Origin of the sequence: Kitasatospora sp. NPDC058243, from assembly GCF_042882025.1 — a bacterium.
Taxonomy (GTDB): Bacteria; Actinomycetota; Actinomycetes; order Streptomycetales; family Streptomycetaceae; genus Kitasatospora.
The window spans coordinates 10703-24375 of sequence record NZ_JBHVWW010000071.1; the positions used below are offsets into that span (position 1 = coordinate 10703).

A 13673-nucleotide genomic window follows, 5' to 3' on the forward strand; every position below is an offset into this window, starting at 1 on the left:
TGGCCTCCTTTCCTCACCCTCTTTTTTGGTGGCTGTCGCGCCCGGGGCCGTCAGTACGGTGCAGCGGTCAGGACCGTCAGAACTGGACGTCGGTGCAGGAGTAGAAGGCGTTGCCGGTGTCGGCGACGTCCCAGACCGCCACCACCACCTGGTGCCCGGTGCGACCGCTGGGGAGGGTCGCGGTGTGGGTGGTGGTGGCGGCGGGCTGGCGGCCGTTGTAGGGGACGGTCAGGAAGGGGGTGAGGTCCAGGCTGGCCCGGGTGATCGGCTGGCTCGCGTCGTAACCGGGCTTGGTGAGGTAGTACCTGAAGTTCGTGGTGGAGTGCCGGGCCTCGATGTACCAGGTGAAGGTGAGCTGCTGGCCCGCCGTCACCCGGGTGGTCGGCCAGGTGCCGTTGCGCGGGTCGTCCAGCGGGGCCCAACGGGCGTCCCCGCCGGCGCAGATGGTGCCGTCGGCCGGGCCCCGGCCGGGGAAGCCCTTCGGGCCCTCGACGCTCTGCGGTTCCCACTGGATGTCGCCGCAGTCCCAGGGCACCCCGCCCGCTCCGCAGAGCGCGGACCGGCTGGGCGGCAGGTTGATGTAGCCGTGCGACTGGGCGGGCAGGGCCAGCACGAGCGGGAGCGCGATCGCGGCTGCGGCCGCGACGGCGAGATGACGTTTGCGCATGGTGCTCCTCCGTGGGGGTGGATGGAGTGTGCGCCCGACGTAGGGCGCGCGCGTGGGGGCGCGGCCGAAGATCGTGGCATGCCTGCGTCAGGTCGGTGCTGACACCGTAGAAGCCCCCGTCCGGGCCGTCAATGGTCTGAACCATTGCCGGGTCATTGCCAGGCCATTGCCGTGCCCCGTGCCCTCGCGCCCGCAGGTCAGGGAATCAGGACGATCTTGCCGCTGACGGTCCCGGACTCCGCCAGCCGCAGGGCCTCGGCCGCCCGGGCGAGCGGGAGCCGGGCGGCGATCCGGGCGGTGACGTCACCGCGGGCGACGGCGGCGAACACCTGGGCGAGGTCGGACCGGAGGCGGGCGCGGAAGCGGTCCCGGCCGAGGGCGCGGCCGGCCCAGATGTTGTAGAAGTGGGCGCGGCGGCCGTTGGGCAGGGTGTTCCAGAGCCAGGTGCGGGCGAGGATCTTCAGCACCGGCCACTGCTTGGAGCCGGTGTCGTCGCGGGTGGAGGCGCTGCCGTAGGCGACGAGCGTGCCGCCGGGGGCGAGCAGGTGCCAGGAGTCGATCACGCTGCGCCCGCCGACGTGGTCGAACACGGCGTCCACCCCGCCGGGCGCCAGCTCCCGGACCCGGGCCGCCACGTCCTCCGTGCGGTAGTCGACCGGGGTCACGCCGAGCTCCCGCAGGGCGTCGTGGTGCCGCGCGGACGCCGTGCCGATCACCTGCACGCCGGCCGCGCGTGCCAGCTGGACCAGGACGGAGCCCACCCCGCCGGAGGCGCCGTGCACCAGGATCCGCTGCCCGGCGCGCACCCGTGCCCGGCGGTGCAGCAGCTGCCAGGCCGTGATGCCGTTGACCACCACGGTCTCCGCCTCGGCCGCGGTGAGGCCGTCCGGGACGGGTACGGCGTCGGCGGCGTCGACCGCCACGTGGCTGGCCCACCCGCCGACCTTCATCAGCGTGGCCACCCGCTGCCCGGCCAGCCCCGGGTCGACGCCCTCGCCGGTGGCCAGCACCCGGCCGACCAGGTCGTAGCCGGGGACGAACGGGAACGGCGGCTGGTCGTAGTACCGGCCGCGGCGCATCTGCTGCTCGGCGAACGAGACGCCGCTCGCCTCCATGGCGATCAGGACCTGCCCCCGGCCGGCCTGCGGCACGGCTCCGTGCCGGATCTCCAGGCCCTCCGGCGCCACGACGCCCGGCAGTACGACCTGGACGAGGCGTTCGGTGTCCATGACGCCCTCCTTCTCGATAGACGTTATTGCCTTCGTTAGAAGTTATAACGGCAGGCGTCGGTGAGAGTCAAGAGGGAGAGTGATAGCCTCTAACGAGATGGTGATGTCATCGTCGTGAGGTCTGGAGGCGGCCATGGGCGCGTCGGATGTGAGGACTCCCCGGGAGCGCTACCGCGCCCAGGTGCAGGAGGAGATCAAGGAACGCGCCTGGGAGCAGATCGCCACCGCCGGGGCCTCCGCGCTGTCCCTCAACGCCATCGCCAAGCGGATGGGCATGAGCGGCCCGGCCCTCTACCGGTACTTCGCCAGTCGCGACGAGCTGATCACCGAACTCGTCCGGGACGCCTACCGGAGCCTCGCCGACGCCTTCCAGGCCCGGGCCGCCGCGGGTGCCGACCTGGCCGGACTGGCGCAGGCCCTGCGCCGGTGGGCCCTGGACGACCCCCAGCGGTACCTGCTCGTCTACGGCACCCCCGTACCCGGCTACCGGGCACCCGAGGACACCACCAGGATCTCCGTCGAGATCATGGCCGTCCTGCTCGACGCCTGCACCGCCGAGCTGTCACCGGCGGAGCAGTCACCGGCCGTGTCGCCGTCCTCGGCCGTGTCGCCGTCTCCGTTCGACGCCCACCTCGCCGAACACCGGGCCTGGGCCGGGGAGCACCCGGCCCCGCCGGCGGTCCTCCACCTCGCCCTCGCCGTCTGGACCAGGCTGCACGGCGTGCTCTCCCTCGAACTCGCCGGCCACTTCACCGGCATGGGATTCGACCCCGCCCAGCTCTACGCCGCCGAGCTCCGCTCGCTCACCGGCCGCTGACGGGCACGGGCCGGCCGGGCACCGGCCGCGCCTTCACGTGCGCCGACGGGCCCCGGGCGGCTGTCTGGCGCGCCCGGGGCCCGTCGGAGGTCAGGCTCGGAGGTCAGGCGTCGGAGTAGCTGAGGTCACCCACCGTCCAACTGCTCACGTCCTCGATGGCGATCCGGTACATGCCGCCGGTGTGGGGCAGTCCGAAGTCGCCCTGGAGGATCCGCGCCCGGTGCAGGTGCAGGTGCGTCGGCCGTGCGGGCACGCTGGCGGAGGGCGGGGAGAAGAGGGCGGCGAACGGCTTCAAGTGCTGTGAGGTGTGCAGGACTTCCGACACCCGCTCGAACCAGAGGGCCATCGGTGCGAGCCGGCCGGTGATGACCGCTCCGGGGACCACCACGGTCAAGGACATCTGGTTGCTGTGCTCGGACTCCACCATGGCGGCGATGTCAACGAGGAGCTCATCAGAGTTCGACATGCACCCAGACTATTGCGCCGCCGCCGGCTTCGGTGGCGTCGTGCACGGTTCGGTGCAGGCCGGGCGCGTGACCGTGCGCGCGGCCTGTCCTACGGCCTACGCACGGTCCGGCGTCCTGGGGAAGGTCTCGTGGATCTTTCCGGGGCCCGGGCCCTGGTGTCCCGGGAGGGAGCCCCGGGTCAGAGCTTCCACATCTCGGCGTACGGAGGGGTGAGTCGCTCCTGGCGGGAGCCGAAGTCGACGAGGACCGCGATGTCGCTGCCGTCCTCGACGTCGACGACCCGGCCGAGGCCGTGCTTGTCGTGGGTGACCCGGTCGCCCGCGGCGAACCGCTTGCGGGGCACCTCGGCCGGGGCTTTGAAGGGACTGGTGGGCAGGTGGCGCCGGACTGCCGGTGATTTCGTCATCCCGATCAGTATGCTCCGAAAAACCGGGGAGCGGACCCTCCCGGAGGGCCGGAACCCCGCCGGGTGACAGGGCACGACCAGCCGGCCCTGGCTCGGCGGACCCGCCCGGCCCGAAAAAATTCTCCGCCCGACCGGGCCCCGCCGCCGACCTCCCAACTGCCCTGGCGGCGCCACCTGTTGCCGATCCCGTCGGCGGGTGAGCCGCCCCCGTGGGGGAGGGGTCGGAAAGACCGGCTGCGGAACATCCACCGCGACGAGCCAGGGCCTGCTACAGTCGATTTAGTTGCAGTAGTGGTTCCCATGAACTTTGTGTGCGCCTGCTGATGTATTGCAGGCGCATTTTTTGTTTTCCGGCTCTTTCCCCGGCGGGTGCTCATCGCGGCGACTCGACGTCCGCACGGTGCGGACTTCGTACGTCTCTCGAAGGAGATTTTTTTATGGCTACTGGTACCGTGAAGTGGTTCAACGCGGAAAAGGGCTTCGGCTTCATCGAGCAGGAGGACGGCGGCGCTGACGTCTTCGCCCACTACTCGAACATCAACGCCCAGGGCTTCCGTGAGCTGCTCGAGGGCCAGAAGGTCGAGTTCGACGTCACGCAGGGCCAGAAGGGCCCGCAGGCCGAGAACATTCGCCCGCTGTAGTTCTCTGCCACGGCACTCGCCTGGTAGCGAGGGGCCCGCACCGTGCACTACGCCCGGTGCGGGCCCCTCGGCCGTTCCACCCCCCGTCGCCTCCGGCCGTCCTGGCCGCCAGGCCGCCCCGGCCGTACCGGGCCCTGTGGATCCGCCTTCGGCCGTCGTCCGCCGTCCCGCGCGGGCCGTGTTGCGCCGACCGCGCACACCGGCGCCCGCCCACCGGTGGCTGCACCGTCCATGCCTCGCCCGGCCGCATCGTCCGCGCCCCGCCCGGCACATCTTTGGCCCGTTTCTTGTGATCTCCGCGCGCCCGCGCAGCGGAGCCGACCTCGCGACGTGCCGTCCTGAGGAAGGTTCCGTATGAACCGCTCGAACCGTCCGTCGCACCGCAGCCCGCACCGCCGGACCGGAGGCCCGAACCGGGCCCAGGGCCGCTCCTCCCAGCAGGAGTTCGAACTCCCGGCCAGCACCACCCCCGCCCTGCCCGCCGTCGAGTCGTTCGACGAACTGGACATGCCCGCGGCCCTGTTGAAGACGCTGACCCGCCAGGGCGTCACCTCGCCGTTCCCCATCCAGGCCACCACGCTGCCGAACTCGCTGGCCGGCCGCGACGTGCTCGGCCGGGGCCGCACGGGCTCCGGCAAGACCATCGCCTTCGGTCTGGCCGTGCTGGCCCGCACCGCCGCCCGTGCCGCCGGCCGCAAGACCGAGCCGGGCAGCCCGCTGGCCCTGGTGCTGGTCCCCACCCGGGAGCTCGCGCAGCAGGTCACCGAGGCGCTCACCCCGTACGCGCACTCGGTGCGGCTGCGGATGGCGACCGTGGTGGGCGGGATGTCGATCGGCCGCCAGTCCCAGGTGCTGCACCGGGGCGCCGAGGTCGTCGTCGCCACCCCGGGCCGGCTGAAGGACCTGATCGAGCGCGGCCACTGCCGACTGGACGACGTCGACATCGCAGTCCTGGACGAGGCCGACCAGATGGCCGACCTCGGCTTCCTGCCGCAGGTCACCGAGCTCCTCGAACAGGTCGCCGAAGGCTGCCAGACGCTGCTCTTCTCCGCGACCCTGGACCGCAACGTCGACCGCCTCGTGCGCCGCTTCCTCAAGGACCCGGTCACCCACTCGGTGGATCCGTCGGCCGGAGCGGTGACCACCATGGAGCACCACGTGCTGCATGTGCAGAACCACGACAAGAACACCCTGATCGTCCGCATCGCGGCCCGGGACGGCGGGGTGATCATGTTCACCGACACCCGGGACCGGGCCGACGCGCTGGTCGAGGACCTGCTCGCCAACGGGGTGAAGGCCGCGGCCCTGCACGGCGGCAAGTCCCAGCCCCAGCGCACCCGGACCCTGGAGCAGTTCCGCACCGGCCAGGTCACCGCGCTGATCGCCACCAACGTCGCCGCGCGGGGGATCCACGTGGACGGCCTCGACCTGGTCGTCAACCTGGACCCGCCGGTCGACCACAAGGACTACCTCCACCGGGGCGGCCGCACCGCCCGGGCCGGCGAGTCCGGCACCGTCGTCACCCTCGTCCTGCCCAGCCAGCGCCGCCAGATGGCCCGGCTGGCGGCCACCGCCGGGATCGCCCCCACGGCCACCCGCGTCCACTCCGACGACGACGAACTCGCCCGGCTCACCGGCGCCCGCGTCCCGACCGGCATCCCCGTGACGATCCCCGACCCGGTCGTCGAGCGTCCCCGCCGCTCCGCCCGGGGCGCCGTCGGTGGTGGCCGCCGCCGTCCTGCCGGCGCTGCCGCCGCCCGTCATCCGCGCTCCGTGAAGTCCGCCGCGCGGTCCTGACCCGGTTCGCGCCGGTCCCGGTGCGAACCGGCCCGGTACGACGGCCCCGTGCTCTCCGCCCCGACGGGCGGTGGAGCACGGGGCCGCTCGCGTTCAGGCCCGGGGCGGGCCGCCTTCCTCGGCGAGGAGGAAGTCGAGGGCCGGCCGGGTCTGGTCCCTGAGCAGGTGGCCGACCTCGGGGAGGAAGGTGACCGAGACCCGGGGGGCGGCCCGCTGGAGCCGGCGGCGGGTGCCGTGGGAGTCGATGAGCCGGTCGCGGCCACCGATGGTGACCTGCACCGGCATCTCCAGGCCCGCCAGGTCGCCGTCGGTGACGACCGGAAGCTTCTCCCGGCGCGGCCGGAAGTGCTGGTGGATGAGCAGCACGTACTCGCCGAAGGCGCGTTCCCCGGCCGTGGGCGGGACGGGGGTGGGGGCGGGGCCCAGGGCCAGCCTCAGCATCGTGCGCCGCCCCCAGTCCCCGAACGGCAGCACGAACAGCGCGGCGACCAGCACCCCCCGCTTCTGGCGGCCGATCCCGCAGGGGCAGCGCAGCGCCAGCCGGTCCACCCGCTGCGGGCGGCGGATCGCGTAGTCGAGTGCCAGCAGCCCGCCCAACGACGTCCCCACGAAGGCGGCGCGCTCGACGTGCAGCGCGTCCAGCACGTCGTCGAGCCACAGCGCGTGCGCGTCGGAGTGCAGTTCGGGGCGTACGGGGGCGCTCAGACCGGGCTCGCCGATCACGTCGACGGCGTAGACGCGGAAGTGCCGGGCCCACAGGGCCACGTCGTCCGCCCACATCGCCGCGTTCGCCCCGGAGCCGTGCAGCAGGACCAGGGGTGCCGCGTCCTCGGGGCCGCAGGCCAGGACGAAGGTCGAACCCTGACGGGTGGGGACGTGCAGCCGTTCGGCGGGCACGGGCCAGCGGTCCAGGAGGGCGGTGTACTCCCGGGCGAGGACGCGGGCGCCCTCGTCGGAGGTGTAGATGGTCATGCCGTACTCCACTCGCTCGATAGGGTGGTATCTATCCTTAAACTACTGCGAGGAGTGAAGTAAAGGTGGTTTTAGGGAGTGATGGGGAGTGTTGCCTCAAGTGGAAACGACTCCGGCCCGGCCGCCGTGGGGGCGACCGGGCCGGGAGGCGGGAAGGCTCAGGAGCGCTTGGGCGGCAGCACGGCCAGTGCGAGGAGGAGCACCAGGACGCCGCCGCAGGCGTTCCAGAAGCCGTTCTCCAGATTGCCGATCCCGAGCGAGATCGGCTTCAGCTCCCGCCCCTTCTGGTACACCCAGAGCACGCCGGTGACCACCGCGACCACGGCGGCCAGGAGCAGGCCCGGGCGCGAGCGGACCAGCAGTGCCAGCACCGCGATCGCCGCGGCGACGGCCAGCAGCAGGAACATCGACATGCCGGTCGACGTGGTGCGGGTGGGTGACATGCCCCGGAACAGGTCGGCGACCGGTACGGACCTCGGATCGCTCTTGGCGTACCAGGGTTGGAACGAACTGAGCACCAGCCCTGCCGCGCCGGCCAGGGCCAACAAGCTTGCTACGGCGGTTCGCATGGGACGGGACCCCCACTTTCCTCTTGGTCGTGTGCCTCATGGCCGGCCGATCGTCATCACGATCGGCGCCCCCGCCTGGAGCATGCCATGGACGACCGGCCGGTCGGTGCCCAACAGCCGGATCAACGCCACAAGTTAGGCGACGGACGGGTGCGGCGCGCGAGCCCTCGGAACGCCGGGGCGGCAGCCGACGGGTCAGAAGATCGAGCAGCCGGAGAGGGTGGTCAGGGCGTCCAGGGCGGTGACCGCGGCCACCGAGTTGCCGGCCTGGTCCAGCCGGGGGCCCCAGGCGCAGACCGCGGCCCGCCCGGGCAGTATGGCGAGGACGCCGCCGCCCACGCCGCTCTTGCCCGGCAGCCCGACCCGGAAGGCGAACTCGCCCGCCGCGTCGTAGGTGCCGCAGGTGAGCAGGACGGCGTTGACGCGCTTGGCCTCGCTGCGTGACATCAGCCGGGTGCCGTCGGTGCGCACCCCGTAGCGGGCCAGGAAGGAGCCGGCCAGGACCAGGTCCCGGCAGCTGGCGGACACCGCGCAGTGCGCGTAGTAGTGGTCGAGGACGGTCTCGACCGGGTTCTCCAGATTGCCGTGGCTGGCGATGAAGTGGGCCAGGGCGGCGTTGCGGTGGCCGTGCTCGGCCTCGGACGCGGCCACGACCGGATCGGTGTCGAGCAGCGGATTGCCGGACTCCCGGCGGAGGAACTCGCGGACCGCCCCGGCGGCGTCGCCCGTCATGGTCTGCAGACGGTCGGTCACCACGAGCGCGCCGGCGTTGATGAACGGGTTGCGCGGGATGCCGTGCTCGCTCTCCAGCTGCACCAGCGAGTTGAAGGGATTGCCGGACGGCTCCCGCCCCACCCCGCGCCAGACCGTGTCCCCGCCGTGGGCCAGGGCCAGCGCCAGGGTGAACAGCTTCGAGACGCTCTGGACGGAGAACGGCTGCTCCCAGTCCCCGATCCCGTACAGCTCGCCGTCGACGGTGGCGACCGCCATGCCGAAGGCGTCCGGGTCGACCGTGGCGAGGGCCGGGATGTAGTCGGCGACATGCCCTTGGTCGCCCGTCGCCCGCGCGGCCGCCGCCGCGGCATCCAGCAGCAGCCGGTAGTCGAGCTTCTCTCCGGCGGGCATACCGTTCAACGCTGTTCCTCCATGAGCACGATCAGGACCACGACCTGGTCCGATACAGGATTATCCGTGCTCCGGGGCGTGCGAAGAATCGCCGGTGGCGGCGTGGGGCCGCTTCACGGCGGGCCGCTTTGCGATCCAAAAGGCAATCAAGTCATATTCTTGACCGGGTTCATCCGTCAGGGGGCGGAGGTGGGGGCCTGGACGGGCGGGCCGGTGAGGAGGGTGCCGGTGTCGGAGTAGGGCCAGCCGTTCGGGACGCAGCCGTGCAGGCCCTTGATCTGCTGCATCATCACCGGCGCCGGCGCGCCCGCGCCCGGGCAGTCGACGTGGCCGTTGCCGAGGACGTGGCCGACCTCGTGGTTGACGGCGAGCGCGTGGTAGAGCTCGGGCTTGCCGACGTAGAACTCCGACAGCTCCGTCCAGCGCTTGAGGTTGATGACGACCTGGTGGCCCACGCCGCAGTTCACCGTGCCGCCGGTGTCCAGGCCGTACTGGCCGCAGATCCGGTCGGTGGTCTCCGGGGTGGCCAGGTAGACGGTGAAGTCCACCGGGTCGGCGGGCATGCGCTGGAAGGACGCGGTGCCACCGGCGGCCCAGCCGTGCTGGACGTTCCCGAGGACGGCGTCGACCTCGGCGGCGAACTGCCCGGGGCTCTCGGCGATCCCGTTCTCCGCCCGCACCTTGTAGCGGTACAGGTGCTCGCCGGTGCCGAAGCGGGGCGAGCCGCCGGCGGCCGTGGTGAACTCCATCGGCTTCTGCCCGTCGCCCGGAGCCCACGGGTGCCACCACAGCAGGCCGCCGGTCACGGCGCCGGCCACCACCAGGGCGAGCGCGCCGTGCCAGAGCCGCCGTCGCCGGAATCCGGTGAACTTCCTCATCGGCTGCCCCCGGTTGCGAGGCGCGCCCTCGCTCCGGTGGTCGGGTCGGGTCCGGTGGACCCGCCGGGTATGGAGGTGCGGGGCGTCGGGGTGGGCATGGCGGTGACAGGCTCCTGGGCGGGTTCGGTCGGGATCAGACGAGTCTAGGCGGCGTTCGAACAAGTTTCGGACGGGTTCAGACGGATTCGGACGGGGTTCGGACGGGGTTCGGTCGCGGAAAGGAAGGGCGTTATGGGGAGGAACGGGTGAAAGCGGACCACCGGTTCAGCCGGTCGGTGACGGCCCGTCGGTCGCGCGGCCCGATCGGTTCCCGGAACCACTCGAAGGTGCCACCCGTGCGGCGTGTCCCTCGGCGTCGGCGGCGCTTTCCGCTGTCGTGGTGCACGTTGATCACCGGCCGCGCCCGAGCGGGCCCGGCCGGGCTTCCCCACCCCACCCCACCCCACCTCACCGGAGGCACCGCCATGTCCATCACCACCGTCCTCACCGTCGACGGCATGAGCTGCGGCCACTGCGAGAAGACGGTCAGCGCCGGGCTGGCCGCCCTCCCCGGCGTCACCGAGGTCAGCGCCGACGCGCCGACCGGCCGCGTCACCGTGGCGTCCGCGCAACCGCTCGACGACGCCGTGCTCCGTGGCGCGGTCGGCGGGGCCGGTTTCACCTTCGTCGGCCGGGGCTGACCCGCCCCCGGCAACCGACCGAGCGGGAGGGCCGGCCCGGGGCCGGCCCGGCAGATCCGCCGGACCGGCCCCGGGCACCCGGGCCGTAGACCGGCGTCAGCCCATGCTCTTCGCGCCGTCCAGGGCCTCGCGGATGATGTCGGCGTGGCCCGCGTGCTGGGCGCTCTCGGTGACGATGTGCATCAGCACCCGGCGGGCCGACCATTCGGCGCCGGCCTCGAACCAGGGGGCCTTCGGCAGCGGTTGGGTGGCGCCCAGGTCGGGGAGGGTGGCGACCAGGTCGTCGGTGCGGCGGGCCACCTCGGCGTACTCGGCCAGGACGCCGGCCAGCGTCTCGCCGGGCAGCAGGCGGAACTCGTCGGCGCGGCGGGCGAAGTCGGCCTCGGTGAAGCTGCTGAAGTCGGGCATCGCGGACGGGCCTTCCACGATGAAGTCCACCCAGAACCGCTCGGCCGTGCTCACGTGCTTGATCAGGCCGCCCAGGCACAGTGCGCTGACGGTGGTCCGCAGGCCGGCCTGCTCGTCGGTGAGGTCGCGGGTGGTGAAGCGCAGGAAGTGCCGCTGCTTGGCCAGGGCCGCCAGCAGGTCGGCGCGCTCGCCGGTGGCGGTGCTGTTGTTCGGGGTCGTGGTCATGGTGGTGGCCTTCCGTTCGGTTCCTGCTCCTTCGGACAAGGTCCACGCTAAACGCGATAGCGGCCACTTTCTGTCCTGAATTCCGGGATGATGGGAGTCATGGCGAACACCAGCACCCGGACGCTGCGACTGCTCTCCCTGCTCCAGACCCACCGTTACTGGCCCGGCGAGGAGCTGGCCGACCGGCTCGGGGTCTCGATCCGCACCCTGCGCCGCGACATCGACCGACTGCGTGAACTCGGCTACCCCGTGGAGGCGCAGCGCGGCGTCGACGGCGGCTACCAGCTCGCCGCGGGCGCCGCGCTGCCCCCGCTGGTGATCGACGACGAGGAGGCGGTCGCCCTGGCCGTGGGCCTCCAGGCCGCGGCGGAGAGCCCGGTGGAGGGCATCGCCGAGGCCTCGGTGCGGGTGCTGGCCAAGGTGGTGCAGGTGATGCCCGCCCGGCTGCGGCACCGGGTCGAGGCGCTGCGCGCGGTGACCGTACCCGTCGGCGGGGGCGCCCCGGCCGGGCCGGGCGTCGACCCGGACCGGCTCACCGTGGTCGCGTTGGCCTGCCGGGACACCGAGCGGCTGCGCTTCTCCTACACCGCCGCCGACGGCCGGCACGCCGAACGGCAGGTCGAACCGCACCGGCTGGTCTGCCTGCACCGTCGCTGGTACCTGGTCGCCTACGACCTCGACCGGCAGGACTGGCGCACCTTCCGGCTCGACCGGCTGAGCGCGCCGCAGGGCGGCGGCGTCCGGTTCGGGCCCCGTTCGCTGCCCGCCGCCGACGCCGCCGAGTTCGTCCGGGCCGGTCTCAACGGTGTGCCGCGCCCGTACCGGGTGGCGGCGCTGGTGGACGCCCCGGCCGCGACCGTCCGTGCACGGGTCGGCCGGTGGGGCACCGTCGAGGAGGTCGACGCCGGGCGCTGCCACCTGGAGATGACCGCCGACTCCCTGGACTGGCCGGCCATGGCGCTCGGCTCGCTGGGCGCGGACTTCCGCGTCCTCGGCCCGCCCGAACTGCTCGACCTCGTCGGGGAGTGGGGCGTGCGGTTCTCCCGGGCCGCGCGGGGCGGCGCGGGGGAGTAGGGCGCCGGAGCAGGACACCGCAGCAGGACGTCGGAGCAGGACACCGGAGCAGGACGTCGGGCGGGCCGACTTCTCGTGCGGGTGGTGCTGCGGGTGCGGCGGGTCGGCCCCACAGCGGGCAGGGCTACGGGCAGGCGGGCCGTGCGCCGCGAGAGGCCTCACGGCGGGATCGCCTCGACGGCCGCGCGCAGCCGCCCCAGCACGCCCGCCAACGTGTCCAGCGGCGGCGTGGCCAGCGCCAGCCGGACGGCCCGGGGGCGGTGCGGGCCGGTGGCGAAGGCGTCCGCCGTGGACACCAGGATCCCCTCGCCCGCGAGGACGGCCGCGACCCGGTCGGGCCGCTGCTGCTCCGCCAGGCCGAGCCACACCAGGTACGAGGCCGGGTGCGCCGTGACGTCCAGGCCGGCCAGGGCGGTGGCGGCGATGCGCTGGCGGGCGGCGGCGTCCGCGCGGCGGTGCCGCTCCAGGCGGGCGACCGTGCCGTCCGCGAGCCAGCCGGTCGCCAGCGCCGTCACCAGCCCGGGCGCGCCCCAGGCCGCGGCGCGCAGGCTGCTGGTCGCGGCCCGCAGCAGGCGCCCGGGCAGCACGGCGAAGCCGAACCGCAGGCCCGGGGCCACGTTCTTGGACAACCCGGCGACGTAGCAGGTGTGTTCGGGCGCCAGCGCGTGCAACGGCGCGGGCGGCGAGGCCTCCAGGAAGGCGTACGTGCCGTCCTCGATCAGCACGCAGCCGCGGGCGGTGGCGATCGTGGCCAGCCGGTCGCGCTGCGCCCGGTCGAGCACCCAGCCGAGCGGGTTGTGGACGGTGGGCATGGTGTACACCGCGCGGACCGGCCGGGCGCGGCACAGCCGCTCCAGCGCGTCGAGGTCCGGTCCCGTCGCGGTGACCGGGACGGGCGCCAGGTCGAGGCCGTGGGCGGCGGCGAGCAGCTTCACCCCCGGGTAGCTGAGCGCGTCGACGGCGAGGACGTCGCCGGGCCGGGTGAGCGTGCGCAGCACGCAGTCGAGCGCCTGCTGCGCCCCGCTGGTCAGCAGCACGTTCTCCGGGGCGGTGTCGACGCCGCGCCCCAGCAGGTACCGGGCCACCACCGCCCGGTCGTGCCGGTGGCCGCCTGGCGGGTGCTGGCGCAGCAGCGCCTCGGCGTCGCCGGAGGAGGCGAGTGTGCGCAGGGCCTGCCGGAGCAGGTCCCCCTGCCCGGGGGCCAGCGGCTGGTTGAACGACAGGTCCGCGACCCGGGGCACCGGGAGCGCGCGCGAGGGCTCGATCCCGTCGTAGCCGGAGCGCGTCCGGACGAAGGTCCCCCGCCCCTGTTCCCCCACCACCAGCCCGGCGGCGGCGAGTTCGGTGTAGACGCGGGTGGCGGTGGCCAGGGCGATCCGCCGCTCGCGGGCGAGCGCCCGGTGGGTCGGCAGCCGGGTGCCGGCCGGGAGCGCGCCGGAGCGGATGGCCGCCGCGTACTCGTCGACGATGGCCTTGTAGGAGGGTGGTCGCATGCGGCACCTGCCGTCGTGGGGCGATGAGGGTCCAGGGTGTATCCAGGACAATAACTGGATTGTCCTGGAGGGTTGTTCCTAGCCTCGGTGCCGTCCGCAACCGGGCGGGCGCCGTGGGGGCGCCCGCCACCGCGGGGGGGGGCCGTCGTTCCCGCCGCACCCCCCCCCAACCACCACAACACCACCAAACAACCCCCCCCCAACAACGGACACAACAACAATACA

General features: G+C 73.2%; 15 protein-coding genes. 5 read left to right on the plus strand and 10 right to left on the minus strand.

Features of this window, described 5'->3' with window-relative positions; genetic code table 11:
- Positions 1–76: 76 nt before the first annotated feature.
- Positions 77–667 (minus strand): lytic polysaccharide monooxygenase, encoded by a 591-nt coding sequence (locus tag ACFVX9_RS32990; RefSeq protein ID WP_380495840.1) that lies wholly within the window; start codon positions 665–667, stop codon positions 77–79.
- A 197-nt stretch (positions 668–864) separates the two neighbouring features.
- The gene (locus tag ACFVX9_RS32995; protein WP_380346409.1) at positions 865–1896 is read right to left on the minus strand and encodes a medium chain dehydrogenase/reductase family protein; all 1032 of its coding nucleotides are present in this window, start codon (positions 1894–1896) and stop codon (positions 865–867) included.
- Positions 1897–2029: 133 nt separating this feature from the next.
- Between ACFVX9_RS32995 and ACFVX9_RS33000 the strand changes: the two genes are divergently transcribed.
- Positions 2030–2713, plus strand: coding sequence for a TetR/AcrR family transcriptional regulator (locus ACFVX9_RS33000; RefSeq protein WP_387985172.1), 684 nt, complete (start codon positions 2030–2032; stop codon positions 2711–2713).
- A gap of 103 nt (positions 2714–2816) precedes the next feature.
- Here the strand turns inward: ACFVX9_RS33000 and ACFVX9_RS33005 are convergent, their stop codons facing one another.
- Positions 2817–3179: a hypothetical protein gene (locus ACFVX9_RS33005; protein ID WP_063350358.1), complete on the minus strand. Its 363-nt coding sequence runs from the start codon at positions 3177–3179 to the stop codon at positions 2817–2819.
- Positions 3180–3358: 179 nt separating this feature from the next.
- Positions 3359–3586, minus strand: coding sequence for a hypothetical protein (locus ACFVX9_RS33010; RefSeq protein ID WP_063350359.1), 228 nt, complete (start codon positions 3584–3586; stop codon positions 3359–3361).
- Positions 3587–4023: 437 nt separating this feature from the next.
- On the opposite strand from ACFVX9_RS33010, the gene ACFVX9_RS33015 reads away from it, so the two are divergent.
- On the plus strand, positions 4024–4227 hold the full coding sequence (locus tag ACFVX9_RS33015) for a cold-shock protein (RefSeq protein WP_063350360.1): 204 nt from the start codon (positions 4024–4026) through the stop codon (positions 4225–4227).
- Between the two features lie 354 nt (positions 4228–4581).
- Entirely contained in the window at positions 4582–6024 is a 1443-nt protein-coding gene (locus tag ACFVX9_RS33020) for a DEAD/DEAH box helicase (protein WP_063350361.1), read from the plus strand.
- Between the two features lie 93 nt (positions 6025–6117).
- Here ACFVX9_RS33020 and ACFVX9_RS33025 read toward each other — a convergent pair whose 3' ends face one another.
- The 4 genes from ACFVX9_RS33025 to ACFVX9_RS33040 form a co-directional block, all read right to left on the minus strand.
- Positions 6118–6996, minus strand: a complete 879-nt coding sequence (locus tag ACFVX9_RS33025; protein ID WP_380483572.1) for an alpha/beta fold hydrolase — start codon at positions 6994–6996, stop codon at positions 6118–6120.
- Between the two features lie 158 nt (positions 6997–7154).
- Complete coding sequence (locus ACFVX9_RS33030; protein WP_380337442.1) at positions 7155–7565, minus strand: hypothetical protein; 411 nt, start codon at positions 7563–7565, stop codon at positions 7155–7157.
- 195 nt (positions 7566–7760) lie between these two features.
- Positions 7761–8690: a glutaminase gene (locus ACFVX9_RS33035; protein WP_063350363.1), complete on the minus strand. Its 930-nt coding sequence runs from the start codon at positions 8688–8690 to the stop codon at positions 7761–7763.
- Positions 8691–8866: 176 nt separating this feature from the next.
- On the minus strand, positions 8867–9568 hold the full coding sequence (locus tag ACFVX9_RS33040; RefSeq protein WP_380371919.1) for a DUF3152 domain-containing protein: 702 nt from the start codon (positions 9566–9568) through the stop codon (positions 8867–8869).
- Between the two features lie 464 nt (positions 9569–10032).
- Between ACFVX9_RS33040 and ACFVX9_RS33045 the strand changes: the two genes are divergently transcribed.
- Positions 10033–10248: a heavy-metal-associated domain-containing protein gene (locus tag ACFVX9_RS33045; protein ID WP_063350365.1), complete on the plus strand. Its 216-nt coding sequence runs from the start codon at positions 10033–10035 to the stop codon at positions 10246–10248.
- A 96-nt stretch (positions 10249–10344) separates the two neighbouring features.
- On the opposite strand, the gene ACFVX9_RS33050 is transcribed toward ACFVX9_RS33045, so the two are convergent.
- Entirely contained in the window at positions 10345–10881 is a 537-nt protein-coding gene (locus ACFVX9_RS33050) for a DinB family protein (RefSeq protein ID WP_380371915.1), read from the minus strand.
- A 99-nt stretch (positions 10882–10980) separates the two neighbouring features.
- On the opposite strand from ACFVX9_RS33050, the gene ACFVX9_RS33055 reads away from it, so the two are divergent.
- The gene (locus ACFVX9_RS33055) at positions 10981–11955 is read left to right on the plus strand and encodes a helix-turn-helix transcriptional regulator (protein WP_387985180.1); all 975 of its coding nucleotides are present in this window, start codon (positions 10981–10983) and stop codon (positions 11953–11955) included.
- A 158-nt stretch (positions 11956–12113) separates the two neighbouring features.
- Here ACFVX9_RS33055 and ACFVX9_RS33060 read toward each other — a convergent pair whose 3' ends face one another.
- The gene (locus tag ACFVX9_RS33060) at positions 12114–13448 is read right to left on the minus strand and encodes a PLP-dependent aminotransferase family protein (RefSeq protein ID WP_387985183.1); all 1335 of its coding nucleotides are present in this window, start codon (positions 13446–13448) and stop codon (positions 12114–12116) included.
- Positions 13449–13673 lie beyond the last annotated feature (225 nt).